Here is a 15,810-nt window from a genome sequence, read left to right as displayed (position 1 = left end):
TTTAAATGCCCCTATTACCTTGTCATTATAACTTTATGGTGGGGATAGAGTAGTAAGAGCCGCGATAGGTTTTTTTAGAAAATGGATTTGAAAATGGATTTCTATAGAAGGCTTTATAGTTCGGTTACCAATTTTATCGGGCAATTATCATTTCATAAATAGTTATTAAAGGCGAATTATTAAATTGACTTTGATCAAACAATAGCCAAAACAAGCAAAGCATACAGTACTGTATTGACAGTCATCAAAGATCTTGCTTAATATGACAAACATACAGTTGTGTATGGTTATATCGGTTACCTGTTTTAATCATTGGCTACTAAAGCAGATTTTAAACAGTGTTTTAAGGGCTATCGGAAGTTAGAAAAGCTGTCGAAAGAGATTAAAAGCGACTGGCTAATGGGTGAGAAGCTCGGTGAAAGCTAATAGATCAACCAGAGATAACGGTATTACTAGATAACAAAAGTAGATAACAGATAACAAAATTAAGAGCAGAAGCATTCTTCATCTTGAAAATTAAGATCAATATTCAGATCAAGATTCAGATTAAGATTTGGAATCAGGGAGCTTTAAGTATCTCCTCTCAGTAGATTCTAAACTTCTGCCTCAAATATGCATAGAGGGAGGATATAAGCATGCAAGGAATAGGCAAAAGCATTTTAGCAGCAGATCATCAGACAAATTATCATGAAAGTGGTAGTGGCGAGCCGCTCTTTCTACTTCATGGATCGGGTCCAGGAGTTTCAGGCTGGACAAACTGGTCGAAGACCATTTCTCGTTTTGATGATCGCTGGCGTGTCATTGTTCCCGATATTGCTGGTTTTGGCTTTACTGAATTTAAAGAAGGTGCCAAATATGACATCAAATTATGGGTCAATCACCTTATTGGCATTATGGATGCTTTAGGTATTGAGAAGGCCTCTTTTATTGGTAACTCTTTCGGAGGTGCTGTAGCGATCGGTTTAGCCCTCTTTGATCCAAGCCGTGTTGATAAATTAATTCTTTTAGGAACGCCGGCAGGAGAGTTTGAGCAGACACCAGGATTGCGTGGTGCTTGGACCTATGAGCCATCTGTTGAGAATATGCGTGCATTGATGGAACTCTTTCCATATGACAAGAGCCAAATTACTGAGGAATTGGTAATGGCCCGTTATGAAGCATCAGCAAGAGAGGGCGCACAAGAGGCGCTTCGTAAATTACTGCCGAAGCCAAAAGAAGAGGGCGTCACGATGGTTCGTGGTTTCCCACCTAAATATTTAGAAAATATTGAAGCACCCACCTTAGTGGTTCATGGTCGTGAAGATAGAGTTGTTCCTCCAGAGTGTGGACTCCTATTAGCAAATAGTATTCCTAATGCAGACCTCTATCTCTTTGGTCAGTGTGGTCACTGGGTTCAATCAGAGCAGACAGAGAAGTTTGTTTCTATCGTTAGAAGTTTTTTAGAGGCCTAGAGTGATATGAGTCGAAATGTATTGGAGCGTGTGCTGTGGCATCTTTCTGTAGAGAGGCCGGCAAAAGAGCGCTTTAAAGAGGATCCTGTACGCTATCTCTCACGTTTTGATTTAACGGATGAAGAGAAGAAGATGGTGATGGAGTTTGATGTTGCTTCATTGCAGAAATTAGGGGTGAATCCGATGCTGACAATGGGATATTGGCAAGAGCTTTCCCCCACTCGCAGTATGCGTCTCTATAAAGAGAAGCTAGGAGCAGAAGCGGATCAAATTAACGCATTTTCAGCAGCATTAAAGGAGTAGCGGCATGGCTAAAATTGTAGGTGGATTTTGGGTCCCTCATGACCCGGTAATGTTTGTAGCGCCAGATGCTCCTGCTGATAAGGATGTTGCTGCGCGTATGTGGCAGGCATATGAGACTTGTGGTCAAAAAATGGCAGAGTTAGATGCAACTGCCGCAATTATTGTAGGTAATGATCACTATATTCTTTTTGGCACTAACTGTCTTCCTCGCTACCTTATCGGTACAGGTGATGTTGATGGACCTATTGAGAATTTAAAGGGCTTAGAGCGTGGCGTGATTAAAAATCATGAAGCTTTAGCGCAGCATATTGTTAAACAGGGTGATAAGGAGAATTTCGACTGGTCAGTAGCACGTAGCTTTACTGTTGATCATGCCTTCTCAATTCCACATCAATATGTTGTGGAAGTTGCTGAGAAAGCACTGAATCGTAAGATTCCAACAATTCCTGTTTATATTGCAAGTGGTGTAGATCCCTTTATCTCGCTAAATCGTAGCCGTGAATTGGGTGAGCATATCTTAAGAGCTGTAGAGAGTTTCCCTGAAGATGAGCGTGTTGTCATTATCGGTAGTGGCGGTATTAGCCACTGGGTAGGCACGGTTGAGATGGGTAAAGTTGCCGAAGATTTTGACCAAGAAATTTTAGATCTTGGGGTGAAAGGAGATCTTGAAGGATTATCTCGCTATAGCAATGAAGAGATTTTAGAGCGAGGCGGAAATGGTGCGATGGAGATTCGTAACCTTCTCTGTGCATTAGCCGCTGTACCTAATCGAAAAGGAGAGGTGATCGATTATGCACCGGTTCCTGAGTGGGTTACAGGACTTGGCTTTTTACAAATTCATGCAGATCAGGTAGGAGGAGAGTAATGTCGAAAGTCTTACTATGTAGTGCCGATGAATTGACACCAGGATCTTTAAAAAAGGTTCAAAATGAAGTTGTTGGCGATCTTTGTGTCTATAACTTAGATGGCGAATATTATGCAACACTCGATATGTGTACCCATGCGACCGCTTCTTTAGCTGAAGGGTTTATTGAAGATGATCTGATTACCTGTCCTGTCCATTGGGGGCAATTTAATATCAAGACCGGTGAAGCTGTTGCGTTTCCCTGTGAAAAGCATCTTCGTACATTTAAGATCGTTGTGGAAAATGGGGAGGTCTTTGCAGATCTAGAATCCCCATCACCGGAAGCGGTTGAAGCAAATATAGAGAGTTAAATATAGAGAATTAATTGCTAAGAGATCTTGCGATCGTAGTAGAGAATCATAGAGTCATCAATAGCAGATAATAAGAGATGGCGATGGTTAAGAGCGATCGAGAGTAATCGATAAAAAAAGATCTAAATAATCAGCAATTAATCAGCAATTAATCAGCAAATAATCAGTAGAGAATCATAAAAGATCGAGATAGTGGGCTGGAATATCTTCTGTGATATTTCTGTGATATGCGCCACTGTGAAAAAATCTTATGGAGGAAAAAATGAGAGAAAGAAGTAAATTGCGGGCGTTAGAGCCAACACCTGTTTTAAGAGAGTTAGATCGACTCTGCGATATGGAAGAGGGGCGTCTCGCCGGCAAGGTATTTTGGGATCAAGAGATCTATGAGCAGGAGCTTGAGAAGATTTTTGCACGCTGCTGGCTCTTTGTGGCCCATGAGTCACAACTTCCAAATCCCGGTGATTATCTTACAACAACGATGGGCGAAGATGAAGTCTTAGTCGTCCGTCAAAGAGATGGATCGATCAAAGCTTTCCTCAATGCTTGTCCTCATCGTGGTAATAAAGTCTGCTTCGCTGAAGCGGGTAATGCACGAGGCTTTATCTGTAACTATCACGGCTGGTCATTTGGTCCTGATGGAGCGCTTAGAGGCGTTCATGAGTCAGATATCTATGAAGAGAGTGACTTTGATAAATCTCAACATGGTTTAAGAGAAGTTGCACAGATCGATTCTTATAAAGGGTTAGTCTTTGCAACATTTGATCCAGAAGCACCGAGTTTACGAGAGTATCTTGGAGAGATCACCTGGTATCTTGATGCACTTCTCGATAATGATGAGGGGGGAACAGAGTTTGTCGGAGGCTGTATCCGTTCCACAATTGAGTGTAACTGGAAGCTTGCAGCAGAAAACTTTGTTGCCGATATCCTTCACGCAGGCTGGACCCATGACTCTGCAGCAAGAGCGATGTTAGGGGGCCCGGTTGCTAAAGTGAGTGACTTTCCTGAATCATACCAAGTGAATTGGAATGGCCATGGTTATGAGTTTGCCCTCGACTTTGTTGGAAATGCTGCGGTTTTAGGAGAGAGAGCGATTAATAAATATCTCCATCTTCATCGCCCTTCAGCAGAAGAGCGTTTAGGAGAGTTCCGTGCTTCCATGATCGGCGCGGTTTCATCTTCAACTATTTTCCCAAATTTCTCATTCCTTCCAGGGCAAAATACGGTTCGTGTTTGGCAACCAAGAGGTCCTAATAAGATCGATCTCTACACCTGGGTGATTGTTAACAAGAATGCTCCAGAAGAGATTAAAGAGATGTGGCGTAAAGGGGCAATGATGACCTTCTCCCCGACCGGTGTCTTTGAGATGGATGATGGAGAGAACTGGGAATATTGTACAAAAACAAGTCGCGGTGCAGTAACACGTTATCAAGATCTCTATATTGGTTTGGGGATGAATACGAAAGTCGAAGAGCCTGAAATTCCAGGAAATGTCTTTAAAGGGCAGATCAATGAAGCGAATGCGAGAGCATACTATCAACGTTGGAAAGATCTATTACAAGCAGAGAGCTGGGATGATGTTCCTGATCGAAATGGCAAGATGAAGTAGGAGGATACGATGAGTAGAGAAGAGAAGCAGTATGCAAGTTTAGAGCAGATTCGAGAAGTAGAGCGTTTCCTCTATAAAGAAGCACGTTTGCTCGATTGGGAGTGCTGGGATGAGTGGCTTGTCACGCTTTCAGAAGAGATTCACTATTGGATGCCAGGTATTGAAAATCGTCGTCGTGAGGATAAATTAGGTCAATATACGAAAGAGCATATGGCTTACTTTGATGATGGCTTACGTGATCTCAATCGCCGAATTGAACGCTTTAAGCAACCTTCAGCTTGGGCAGAAAATCCACAAACGCGCAATGTCCATATCATTACCAACATTGAAGTTTTCCAAGGGGAGAATGAGGGCGAGTTTGAAGTACATTCTTGCTTTACCAATGTTCGTAGCCGTGGGCTCGATGAGGAGTATACGCTTGCCGGTAGAAGAGAGGATATTATCCGCTATGAGGCAGAGACCTTAAAGCTCTATCGTCGGAAGATTTTAATTCCTAATGCTTCACTACTCTTTAAGAATCTTAATACATTCTTATAGGTTGTGGAGAAATACTCAAAGAAGAAGAGGAGTCAGTTTTGGGTTGGTTAGAAGGATATAGCGCACTTATTACTGGAGGGACAGGTGGCATTGGTAGTGCCATCGTTCGCCGCTATGTAGCAGAGGGGGCAAATGTTACTGTCCTTGCAAATAATGCAACTGAATTAGCAGCGCTTCAAGAGGAGCTTGGTGACCGCATTGCCACTGTTTGTGGTGATGTGACCGCTTATGAGGATAATGCACGAGCGGTAGAGGTTGCTCTAGCTAACTTTGGAAAGCTCGATGTCTTTGTGGCAAATGCTGCGCTTTTTGATTACTTCACCCGTCTCGATAAGATTCCTCCTGAGGAGTTTGAGCGCCACTTTCAGAAGCTCTTTGCTGTGAATGTTCAAGGGTATCTGTTAGGCGCTCAAGCTGCGATTCCAGCGTTAAGGGAGAGCAAAGGGTCAATCATCTTTACCCTCTCTAATAGTGCTTTTTATGCCGGCGGTGGTGGAATTCTTTATGTGGCATCTAAGCATGCGATTGTGGGTGTTGTACGACAATTAGCCTATGAGCTTGCTCCCCATATTCGGGTCAATGGTGTCGCTCCAGGTGCAACCGATACCCCTATGGCAACATTAACTGACCTCAATGAGAAGAGCGTTCCCCTCAATCAGCTGCCCAATTTTGCAGAAAATGCGGCCTCTGCTGTACCGCTGCAAAAGATCGCTGATCCAGATGCTCATACAGGGCATTATGTCCTCTTAGCATCACGTGAGAACTCAGCTTTAACAACCGCTACGATCATCCATAGTGATGGCGGTTGGGAAGTTCGTAAGCCGGGCATTCATAATCGCCGGTAACGGCTATTTCACTGACACCACTTTGAGAATGCTTATTTTAGGGAGAGTTATATGTCGCAACAGTTACAACAGACCTTTTTAGAGTCGCTGGCAAACTTAGAAGTGCCGGTGATGGTCGCTCCTATGTTTTTGGTTTCAGGGCCGAAGCTTTTATTGGCGGCTTGTCGTGCTGGTGTTATCGGTAGTTTACCATTACCGAATGCCCGTAATATCACGATATTAGAAGGATGGTTAGAAGAGGTTAAGCAGGGTATTGCATTGTTAGAACAGACGCAAAAAAGAAGCGTTCCATGGTTGCTCAATATGATTGTTCATCGCACTTATGATCGTTTTGATGCTGAGCTAGAGTTAGTAAGAGAGTATCAACCTCCTTTAGTGACAACAGCGCTTGGTTCGCCTAAACGTGTTGTTGCTGATGTGCATCGTTATGGGGGTGCTGTCTTTGCCGATGTGACGAATGTAACTCTTGCAAAAAAGGCAGTCGATGCGGGTGTCGATGGTCTGATCTTAGTCTCTCATGGTGCCGGGGGGCATACAGGATTGCATAATCCTTTTGCCTTGATTGCCGAAGTACGTCAATTCTGGTCAGGACCTATTGCACTTTCGGGAGCAATGATGAATGGCCGGGATATTTTGGCAGCAAAAGTTTTAGGCGCCGATCTAGCAGTGATGGGAACTCGATTTATTGGAGCCAAAGAGAGTTTAGTAGTAGATCAATATCGACAGATGCTGTTAGATGCTAATCTAGATGACATTATTTTAAGTGATCAAATTAGTGGTGTGCCGGCAAACTGGTTGAGAGCTTCTCTCGAAAGTGGCGGGGTTACTTTAAATGTGGATCAGCCTTCAAAAATTAATTTCTCTGGCAATATCTCGGATGATAAACGCGCTTGGCGTGATATTTGGTCAGCAGGTGAAGGTGTCGGGCAGATTAAAGATTTGGGCACTGTTGCAGATATTGTTGCTCAATTGAGTGCCGAATATCAGCAAGCAAAGGCGAAAGTGATCGATTACTAGGACTGTAAGGTAATGATTTTAAGGTAATGATTTTAAGGTAATAATTTTAAGATAACGATTTTAAGATAATACTTTAAGGTAAGTAGTGTGTGAAGTAGTACAACTAACTTCAACATCAATAAAATAGTAAAAAAACCAAAGAATCAGAGAACCAGAGAACAAAAGAGCAAGACAATCGCGCAGTAGTGCAATAGAGCAGTAAAACAACAGAACACTAGAACAAAAACAACAGAACAATAAATGATTCGTGATCGCTTAACTGTATTGAAGTGAAATATATTGAAACGAAATAGGATCATAAAGTTGATAGGGAAGAGGATAGAGAGATGATGTTAGATCATTATAAGAGAGCAGCTGCTGAGTTGCTCCAGGCAAGAGAGGAGAAACGAACTTGTGGTAGGATCTCCGAAGCCTATGGCATTACCAGTATGGAAGATGCTTATCGAGTGCAGGAGATTAATACTGAGATTGCCTTAAAAAATGGTCGCCGTATTGTTGGGCGAAAAATTGGTTTGACATCCACTGCCGTACAACAGCAATTAGGGGTAGATCAGCCCGATTTTGGAATGCTATTTGCGGATATGGAGATCGGTGATGGAGATTCGGTTGATGCTTCAACTTTAGTACAACCGAAAGTTGAAGGGGAGATCGCCTTTGTTTTAAAGCGTGATTTACCCACAGAAGATACCACATTAGCTGAGTTGATTAGCTCAATTGATTATCTCCTGCCGGCATTAGAGATCGTCGATACGGTGATTGAGAATTGGGATATTACCCTAGCTGATACCATTGCCGATAATGCCTCAAGTGGGCTCTTTGTTTTAGGAAAGACCCCTGTTTCACTCGATCAGCTCAACTTAGAGTTAGAGGGGATGCTGCTCTATAAAAATGGTGAATTAGCATCTACCGGTGTAGGCGCTTCCTGTTTAGGAAATCCCCTAAATGCCTGTTTATGGCTTGCTCGCACAATGTCACAAAAGGGGCGCCCCCTTCTTTGTGGCGATATTCTCCTTTCAGGCGCATTAGGACCAATGGTCAATGTCGCTAAAGGGGACTCAATCTCAATGCATCTGACCCGCCTAGGCAGTGTGAGATGTGATTTTGTCTAGCTTTATCGTTTGATATCGCTCTAGTTTAATTACGTTTTTACCGACTCAATTAAGATGTTTGTCATTTTTCCAACAAAAGTAGTTGGAGAGTCGTTATTTGCGCCCTCAAAAGCTCAACTGAGGGATCTATGAAAAATAATAAAGAGCAATCTAAAACCAATAGTAATGATGAGAAATCGATATCGCTGAGAGTGCCACAATGAAAGTGATGCACTCTCTAGCGGATCGATAATCTAAAAACGGAGGAATAGTATGTGTAGGACTTTGGATCAAGAGCAGGGATTAGTTAAAGCAACCGTTTTAAAATCTTTTTATGCAAAAGAGAAGCAGAAAGAGGAAGCCGTTGGGAAGTTGGCGGTCGCTTCTGCACTCTGTGAGTATCGGGATGATGGAAGCTTTGTGATGAAATCCCCCGAGAAGCTAAAGCCATATGCAAGATGTGTTGGGGAGTGGTTAGATTACTGGGCGCATAAGAAGCCGGATCATCCATTCTTGTCAGAACGTGAGGGTGATGGTTGGAAAACGTTAACCTATGCAGAGACACGTGAGAAGGTTGGAAGAATCGCTCAAGGACTTCTCAATTTGAAGATGCCAACCTGTCATCCGATTGTCTTTCTCTCGGGTAATGGATTGAGCCAAGCATTGGTTACTTTAGCCGCTTACCATGTGGGGATTCCTGTTGCGACAATCTCAGCTGCTTATTCACTACGTCCTACCGACTTTTCTCGCCTCAATTGGATCTTAAATACCTTAGAACCTTCAGCTGTTTTTGTTGATGATGGAGAAAAGTATAAGAAGGCATTAAGAGGCGTTGAGGTAGATAGCCGACTTATTATAGAAAAGAATGCCGATCTCTTTTCACAAGCGGTCACTTTTGATTCTCTCTTAGAAGCGCCTGAAACAGAGGAAGTGACTCACTATTTTGAGCAGGTAGGTCCCAATACTGTCTCTCGCTATCTGATGACCTCAGGATCAACGGCAGATCCTAAGTTTGTTGTTCATACTCAACGGGTTCTCTGCTCTAATCAGCAGGCGATTTCCCAATGTTGGCGCTTTATTGAAGAGAGCGAGATTGTAGTGGTGGATTGGTTACCTTGGAGCCATGTTTTCGCTTCTAACCATAACTTCAATATAGTTCTTCGAAATGGCGGTAGCCTCTATATTGATGATGGTATGGCAACCGATCAGAAGATTGAGCGAACCATTGAAAATATCAAAATGGTTAAGCCGACTCTCTACTTCAACGTACCTAGAGGATATGAGCTCTTATTACCCTATCTTGAGAAGGATCCTGAGTTAGCAGAAGCACTCTTTGGTCGTTTAGAGCTACTCTTCTATGCAGGAGCAGCGCTTCCTAAAGTTGCTTGGGATCGTTTAGAGAAGGTTGCAAGTAGTTGCCGCACTTCGCCCCTCTTTATTGCAACAGAGTGGGGAACGACAGAAACAGCACCTGTGATTACTAATGTTCACTACACTATTGAAGGTCCTGGCAATATCGGTCTTCCGGTTCCCGGCGTAGAGGTGAAGTTTGTTCCTAATGAAGAGAAGTATGAGATGCGTGTTCGTGGTGAATTTATCTTCACGCGCTATCTTGGCGATCCATCAATGACCTCAAATGCCTTTGATGAAGAGGGTTTCTACTACACTGGCGATGCAGGTTACTTAGCAAATCCACAGCGTCCAGAGCAAGGTATCATCTTTGATGGACGTATCACGGAGGATTTTAAGCTCAATACAGGAACCTGGGTTTCTGCCGGAGTTTTAAGACCGCTCTTAGTCGATGCCTTCTCCCCTTATGCGCTTGATTTTGTCATTACAGGACATGATCAAAAATATGCAAGTGCCATGATGTTCCCAACGAAGGAACTCTATCTCTTAGCGGATGATCCAGAGCAGAAGTTAGATGTTGCACAACTCTCTGAGCACCCAACAGTTAGGGCAGAATTATTAGCACGTATGCACCAATTTTATAAAGAGAATTGTGGCTCCTCGCGCCATATTAAGCGTTTAATTATTCTTGATACGCTCCCCTGTTTAGAGTCAGGGGAGACAACAGATAAGGCTTATATTAATCAACGTAAAACATTAGCAAGAAGACAAGATCAGGTGATGAAACTCTATGCCACTAATCCCGGTAGAGAGGTGATTAGACTCTCAGAGCTTGAAGAACAGTAGAAGGATAGGAATGATGAAAGAGAAAGTACGCGCTGCGATTATCGGTTCGGGAAATATTGGTACCGACTTGATGATCAAGATGTTAGAAAATGGCGCCAATGTCGCGATCGATACGGTTGTGGGAATTGATGAAGCCTCAGATGGTCTTAGACGCGCAAGAGATCGAGGGGTGAATACCACTCACGAAGGGGTAGAGGGATTAGTTAAATCACCTAATTTTGATGAAATTGAGATTGTATTTGATGCGACCTCAGCAAGCGCTCATCTGCATAATGAGAAGGTTCTTCGTGAGAGAAAACCTCAGATTAAGATGATTGACTTAACGCCTGCCGCAATAGGTCCTTATTGTGTACCGGTTGTCAATTTAGAAGAGCATATTGAAGAGAATAACGTCAATATGGTCACCTGTGGTGGACAGGCAACGATTCCTATTATTGCCGCGATTTCATCGGTAACGAAGGTTCATTATGCCGAGATTGTCGCTTCTATCAGTAGCCTCTCTGCAGGACCGGGGACGCGCGCTAATATCGATGAGTTTACCGAAACAACATCACGCGCTATTGAGGAGATTGGTGGCGCAACTAAAGGAAAGGCGATTATTGTCCTTAACCCAGCAGATCCTCCTATCTTAATGCGCGATACAGTCTACTGTTTTACCGATAATGCTGATCTAGATCAGATTCGCGCGGCAGTGGAGAAGAGAGTCGCTGAAGTGAATCAATATGTGAAGGGATATCGCTTAAAGCAAGATATTCAGTTTGAGGTGATTCCGGAAGATAAGCCTCTCAATCTACCCGGTATTGGTTATCGTTCGGGCTTAAAAGTGGCTGTCTATCTTGAAGTTGAAGGTGCGGCACATTATCTTCCTGCCTATGCTGGAAATCTCGATATTATGACCTCAGCGGCGTTAGCCACTGCAGAAAAGATCGCCCTCAATTTACTCGCTCAAAAGGAGGCATAAGATGGGAATGCCAGAGAAACTCTATATTTCAGATGTAACACTCCGTGATGGTAGCCATGCCATCATGCATCAATACTCACTCGATGATGTCAGATCGATTGCTAAAGCATTAGATGAGGCAAATGTTGATAGTATTGAGATTGCGCACGGTGATGGTCTACAGGGCTCAAGTTTTAACTATGGCTTTGGTGCGCACTCTGACCGTGAGTGGATTGAAGCGGCGGCAGATGTTGTTAAAAATGCCAAGATTGCGACGTTACTGCTTCCTGGAATTGGAACGACACGGGATCTGAAAGAGGCCTATGATGCCGGGGCGAGAGTGGTTCGAGTTGCAACTCACTGTACAGAAGCGGATGTCTCTGCACAACATATCGCCTATGCGCGTGAATTGGGGATGGATACCGTAGGCTTTTTAATGATGAGCCATATGACGACTCCCGAAAATTTAGCGTTACAATCTAAAAAGATGGAAAATTATGGTGCAACCTGTATCTATGTTGTGGATTCAGGTGGCGCTATGACAATGAATAATGTGCGTGACCGTGTTCGTGCTGTTCGAGATATCCTACTACCTGAAACCGAAATCGGGATTCACGCACACCATAATCTCTCCTTAGGTGTCGCAAACTCTGTTGTTGCTGTTGAAGAGGGCGCAAATCGAATTGATGCAAGCTTGGCAGGAATGGGGGCAGGGGCAGGGAATGCGCCGTTAGAAGTCTTTATTGCTGTCGCGAACAAATTGGGCTGGAAGCATAATGCTGATCTCTATCGTCTAATGGATGCGGCAGATGATATTGTTCGACCACTCCAAGATCGTCCTGTCCGTGTTGATCGGGAGACTTTAGCATTAGGTTATGCCGGCGTCTATTCAAGCTTCTTGCGCCATGCTGAAGATGCAGCAAATCGATTCGATCTTAAGACTGTCGATATCTTAGTAGAGTTAGGAAAACGTAAAATGGTAGGGGGACAAGAGGATATGATTGTCGATGTGGCACTCGATCTTCTTGATGCAAAACCAACGGCTTAATTACTCTATTAGAGTTTAGACTTATGGTCAGATTGAGTAACTAGATCAATCTGATCAACTAGATCAGAGCTAGATCAATTATTGATTAGCTGGATGCGATCTATTAAATCAGTAACTCCATTACTTCATTACACTTTGACTAAAGTGCTTTTGCCTAAACAGGATCTCCTTTCTGTTTAGGCATTTTTTTAGAGATAATTCCATCATTTTTCTTTTTACTTCACTCCTACCTCATTCCCACCTCACACTCACATCTTATTTTTATCTCATTTTTATCTCGTTACTCTCTCAGCTGATCTCTTCATCTTCTCATCTTATTCTCTTATTTTCTTATTCTCTTCAAAAGGGGATGAGTGAGTCACTCTTCAATGAGCAACCTTCAGTGTAGGGGTAATCTTCAGTGAAATAAAGAAGGGGATCTATTGCATAAGAGAATCATACTATAGAATCCCCTTTTCCTGAATCATCCATTGTCAACAATGGATGGTACTAGAAGGTATAAGATGTTACTTTACCGAAGTTTCATTAGATCGATCTCACTATTTTGTAACTGTTCGGGATCGAGTGGCGCTCCTTTTCTAAACCAAAATCTTCCGACGCCGATCGCTTTTGGCTCATTAAAAGCAACAATTGAACGCACTTTCTGCTCATTATCGAGATGGATAAAACATTTTTTATGATCATCTTCGCGAATAACGAGTTGACTCTCTTCATCGATCGGAAAGCCCATAATCTGAATATTGTGATGATACTGATCTGACCAGATCCAAGGAACTTCTTGATAAGGTTCATCTTTTTTACCCACAATTGCTTTTGCAACCTTTTCTGCTTGCTGCTGTGCATGCGCCCATGATTGAGTTGTAAAACCAACAAGAGGGTGAATTGCCACATCTCCGGCAGCATAGATATCGGGATCAGAGCTTTGCCCATAATGATCTACTACAATTCCCCCTTTTACTTCGAGTCCTGCAGCAACAGCAAGCTCTGTTGCAATCTCTGCTCCGGCACCGATCAGTAAGATATCAGCTTCTATTGTGATATCGCCACTTTGAATTTGTAAGATGCCATCGCTCTCTTCTGTGATCTCGATCTCTTTGGCATTAAGAATAATAGTAGTCCCTTCTGCTTCATGGAGCGTCAGTAGATGGGCAGAGACTTCAGGAGAAACACTGCGACTGCAGAGGCGATCTTCACGCTCAAAAAGAGTGACGTCTAATCCGAGCTTATTAGCAGTTGCGGCAACTTCTAATCCGATCCAGCCTCCACCAATAATGGTAAGTCTCTTTCCATCAGTTAATCTCTCTTTCAGTTTCAGCGCATCTTCCACTGTTCTAAGAGTATAGCTATTTTTAAAAGTGAGCCATTGAGCATTAGGAACTCTAGGACGGCTCCCGGTTGCGATGATTAACTTATCATAGGGGAGAGTAGTGCCTTGATCGGTTTTGACAACTTTTGCTTGGCGGTCAATCGCTGTTGCCCGCATTGGCTTATGCCATTCAATATTGAGCTTATCGATGCTCTCCTGATCGAAGAAGTAGAGATTCTCTAAAGCTTCTTTTCCATCTAAAATCCCCTTTGAGAGCGGTGGGCGCTCATAGAAGACCTGATTTTCATCGGAGATAATCGCTAGTCGCCTCTCATACCCCTCTTTTCTGAGAGTAGAAGCGGCAAAAGCAGCTGCTTGACCTCCACCAATAATAACGATTGAATCCATAATAATTCCCTTATAGTGATTGTATAGTTAAAAATAGTTTGTGGATTGCGCGAGAGTGATAACTGCTAATATCGATCGCCATTGTGGTTGCAAAATTGCTATGGTTGCTACTTTTGTCATTGCTATTGCCATTATAGAGAGGCTTAGGGTCAATTTATCGCTTTTTATCCTTAAATCTCTAATCGGGCTGATCGATAGGGTGTATTAAAATACTAAAATGCGCCGATAACACAAACATACATATCTGTATGTTTAACTATATAGGACTCCTATAAGATGATCAAGAGAACAAAATAAGCGCCTAAATTATAAATTAAAAGGGAATTAGAATAGATATAGAATTCTATTAGCCTCTTAAAAGACTCTTAAAAAATATTTTTAAGAGCAAAGTATCGGTGAAGATCTCAAGGATTTTTAGGTGATATGAAGTGAATTAAAAAAACCTCAAAATCATCTTTTGAGGTTTTATCTCTATCTTCTTATCTCTCTCTTCGTTAGCTTAGAGGGTTTATGGGTTGTCCCTTACCGGTTACAGCTTATAGGTTATAATCGAGCCCAATATCGAGCGATTTGACACTATGAGTAATCCATCCCATCGCAATAAAATTGACACCTGTCTGTGCGACCTCTACCACATTTTGAGGGGAGATACCGCCGGAAGCCTCTGTTTGGCAGATACCTTTAGCGAGTTTGACCGCTTCTCGCAATTCATCGGGGCTCATATTATCAAGTAATACCAGATTAACCCCCTCTTTGAGGGCAAGTTCCAATTGCGCTAATGTATCTACTTCAACTTCTACCGGGATGAGATGGCCGGCAAAAGCCTTCGCTCTTTGAATGGCGGTGGTAATATCGCCGGCGATAGCGATATGGTTATCTTTAATGAGAATTGCATCATCTAGTCCCATTCGATGGTTGCGTCCACCACCGGCGCGTACGGCATATTTTTGTAATACTCGTAATCCCGGAATAGTTTTCCGAGTGCAGGTAATCTCAACAGGGTAATCAGCCACCATCGCTTTAATAGTCGCTACTTCTGTCGCGATTCCACTAAGATGTGTCAAAAAGTTAAGTGCCGTTCGTTCTGCAGTGAGTAGCGCTCGAGCATTTCCGGAAACTTCCGCTAAAACTGCTCCCGCTTCGATGGCATCACCATCTTGAACCATCGCTGTAAAACGGATTGAAGGATCGATCTCTTGAAAGGCTAATTGCGCAAGATCCATGCCGGCAATAACGCCCGATTTTCTAGCGATAATCTGTAGTTGGCTCGATCGATCAGCTTCTATCAACGCCGCACTTGTAAGGTCACCACGGCGACCTAAATCTTCTTCTAATGCCTGCTGTACAAAGGGGCGTAGTAAGGGGGTAGGTAGGGCGGCAAGCGATGTCATATGATCTCCTCTTCTTCTTGATAACTGGTCAGTTCAATTGCATATCTGTGATATTTCACTTTTGCTCACTTTGGCACCATTAATAATGCTCATAATGAGCATATCGATTAATTTAGAAAATCTCAATAAATACTCAATAAGTATTCAACAAATATTCAATAAATGCTCAATCAACACTCAAGAAAGCTTTCCTTAATTCTCAATTATCTTGATCACCTTAAATCAACTTAAGCAAAACTTAATCAAAATGATGAATCAAAAGGGGTTATGAATAATCCCACTTTGGGAAAGTGCAGGAATTATTCAGGGAGTTTTTTATAAAAAGGCTTGTTCTTCGGCAAAATTCAATATATGCTCAAAATGAGTATATGTAGCCTCTGATTAAAAGATAATATTGGAACTCGCATTAAATCGCTTAAACCAGCGCAAAATTATCTGTAATAACTGCCTGCAATAGTA

The 15,810-nt window shown here is 42.7% G+C and carries 14 protein-coding genes; 12 read left to right on the top strand and 2 right to left on the bottom strand.

Going from position 1 to position 15,810, the window contains the following annotated elements:
* Positions 1–635: 635 nt before the first annotated feature.
* The 12 genes from B9T19_RS08335 to dmpG all read left to right on the top strand — a co-directional run bounded on the left by B9T19_RS08335 (position 636) and on the right by dmpG (position 12,246).
* Positions 636–1,451, top strand: a complete 816-nt coding sequence (locus B9T19_RS08335) for an alpha/beta fold hydrolase (protein ID WP_094568172.1) — start codon at positions 636–638, stop codon at positions 1,449–1,451.
* A gap of 6 nt (positions 1,452–1,457) precedes the next feature.
* The gene (locus B9T19_RS08330; protein WP_094568171.1) at positions 1,458–1,754 is read left to right on the top strand and encodes an extradiol ring-cleavage dioxygenase; all 297 of its coding nucleotides are present in this window, start codon (positions 1,458–1,460) and stop codon (positions 1,752–1,754) included.
* Between the two features lie 4 nt (positions 1,755–1,758).
* Positions 1,759–2,619, top strand: coding sequence for a protocatechuate 3,4-dioxygenase (locus B9T19_RS08325; RefSeq protein WP_094568170.1), 861 nt, complete (start codon positions 1,759–1,761; stop codon positions 2,617–2,619).
* On the top strand, positions 2,619–2,969 hold the full coding sequence (locus B9T19_RS08320) for a non-heme iron oxygenase ferredoxin subunit (protein ID WP_094568169.1): 351 nt from the start codon (positions 2,619–2,621) through the stop codon (positions 2,967–2,969). Before B9T19_RS08325 ends, B9T19_RS08320 begins: the two co-directional genes overlap by 1 nt.
* A gap of 262 nt (positions 2,970–3,231) precedes the next feature.
* Entirely contained in the window at positions 3,232–4,575 is a 1,344-nt protein-coding gene (locus B9T19_RS08315; RefSeq protein ID WP_094568168.1) for an aromatic ring-hydroxylating dioxygenase subunit alpha, read from the top strand.
* A 9-nt stretch (positions 4,576–4,584) separates the two neighbouring features.
* Positions 4,585–5,112, top strand: coding sequence for a 3-phenylpropionate/cinnamic acid dioxygenase subunit beta (locus tag B9T19_RS08310; protein WP_094568167.1), 528 nt, complete (start codon positions 4,585–4,587; stop codon positions 5,110–5,112).
* Between the two features lie 38 nt (positions 5,113–5,150).
* A complete protein-coding gene (gene hcaB / locus B9T19_RS08305; RefSeq protein ID WP_094568166.1) occupies positions 5,151–5,957 on the top strand; it encodes a 3-(cis-5,6-dihydroxycyclohexa-1,3-dien-1-yl)propanoate dehydrogenase in 807 nt (268 codons plus the stop codon).
* Positions 5,958–6,008: 51 nt separating this feature from the next.
* Entirely contained in the window at positions 6,009–6,974 is a 966-nt protein-coding gene (locus tag B9T19_RS08300) for a nitronate monooxygenase family protein (protein ID WP_094568165.1), read from the top strand.
* Positions 6,975–7,303: 329 nt separating this feature from the next.
* On the top strand, positions 7,304–8,083 hold the full coding sequence (locus B9T19_RS08295) for a 2-keto-4-pentenoate hydratase (protein ID WP_369828092.1): 780 nt from the start codon (positions 7,304–7,306) through the stop codon (positions 8,081–8,083).
* Between the two features lie 252 nt (positions 8,084–8,335).
* Entirely contained in the window at positions 8,336–10,258 is a 1,923-nt protein-coding gene (locus tag B9T19_RS08290) for a feruloyl-CoA synthase (RefSeq protein WP_094568163.1), read from the top strand.
* A 10-nt stretch (positions 10,259–10,268) separates the two neighbouring features.
* Entirely contained in the window at positions 10,269–11,219 is a 951-nt protein-coding gene (locus B9T19_RS08285) for an acetaldehyde dehydrogenase (acetylating) (RefSeq protein WP_143436872.1), read from the top strand.
* Between the two features lie 7 nt (positions 11,220–11,226).
* Positions 11,227–12,246 (top strand): 4-hydroxy-2-oxovalerate aldolase, encoded by a 1,020-nt coding sequence (dmpG, locus tag B9T19_RS08280; protein WP_094568285.1) that lies wholly within the window; start codon positions 11,227–11,229, stop codon positions 12,244–12,246.
* Between the two features lie 511 nt (positions 12,247–12,757).
* Here dmpG and B9T19_RS08275 read toward each other — a convergent pair.
* A complete protein-coding gene (locus tag B9T19_RS08275; RefSeq protein WP_094568161.1) occupies positions 12,758–13,960 on the bottom strand; it encodes an NAD(P)/FAD-dependent oxidoreductase in 1,203 nt (400 codons plus the stop codon).
* 536 nt (positions 13,961–14,496) lie between these two features.
* The gene (gene nadC, locus B9T19_RS08270) at positions 14,497–15,351 is read right to left on the bottom strand and encodes a carboxylating nicotinate-nucleotide diphosphorylase (protein WP_094568160.1); all 855 of its coding nucleotides are present in this window, start codon (positions 15,349–15,351) and stop codon (positions 14,497–14,499) included.
* Positions 15,352–15,810: the final 459 nt, after the last annotated feature.

It is taken from the genome of Ignatzschineria sp. F8392 (assembly GCF_002252045.1).
GTDB lineage: Bacteria > Pseudomonadota > Gammaproteobacteria > Cardiobacteriales > Wohlfahrtiimonadaceae > Ignatzschineria.
The sequence above is the reverse complement of the archived record's forward strand: the minus strand, read 5'-3'. Positions and strand labels throughout refer to the sequence as shown.

Bases quoted from the DNA above. Each gene is read 5' to 3' on its own strand.
- B9T19_RS08325 (WP_094568170.1), top strand. From the start codon at position 1,759: ATGGCTAAAATTGTAGGTGGATTTTGGGTCCCTCATGACCCGGTAATG.
- B9T19_RS08310 (WP_094568167.1), top strand. From the start codon at position 4,585: ATGAGTAGAGAAGAGAAGCAGTATGCAAGTTTAGAGCAGATTCGAGAA.
- B9T19_RS08290 (WP_094568163.1), top strand. From the start codon at position 8,336: ATGTGTAGGACTTTGGATCAAGAGCAGGGATTAGTTAAAGCAACCGTT.
- B9T19_RS08295 (WP_369828092.1), top strand. From the start codon at position 7,304: ATGTTAGATCATTATAAGAGAGCAGCTGCTGAGTTGCTCCAGGCAAGA.
- B9T19_RS08320 (WP_094568169.1), top strand. From the start codon at position 2,619: ATGTCGAAAGTCTTACTATGTAGTGCCGATGAATTGACACCAGGATCT.
- B9T19_RS08330 (WP_094568171.1), top strand. From the start codon at position 1,458: ATGAGTCGAAATGTATTGGAGCGTGTGCTGTGGCATCTTTCTGTAGAG.
- nadC (WP_094568160.1), bottom strand. From the start codon at position 15,351: ATGACATCGCTTGCCGCCCTACCTACCCCCTTACTACGCCCCTTTGTA.
- B9T19_RS08335 (WP_094568172.1), top strand. From the start codon at position 636: ATGCAAGGAATAGGCAAAAGCATTTTAGCAGCAGATCATCAGACAAAT.
- dmpG (WP_094568285.1), top strand. From the start codon at position 11,227: ATGCCAGAGAAACTCTATATTTCAGATGTAACACTCCGTGATGGTAGC.
- B9T19_RS08300 (WP_094568165.1), top strand. From the start codon at position 6,009: ATGTCGCAACAGTTACAACAGACCTTTTTAGAGTCGCTGGCAAACTTA.
- B9T19_RS08285 (WP_143436872.1), top strand. From the start codon at position 10,269: ATGATGAAAGAGAAAGTACGCGCTGCGATTATCGGTTCGGGAAATATT.
- B9T19_RS08315 (WP_094568168.1), top strand. From the start codon at position 3,232: ATGAGAGAAAGAAGTAAATTGCGGGCGTTAGAGCCAACACCTGTTTTA.
- B9T19_RS08275 (WP_094568161.1), bottom strand. From the start codon at position 13,960: ATGGATTCAATCGTTATTATTGGTGGAGGTCAAGCAGCTGCTTTTGCC.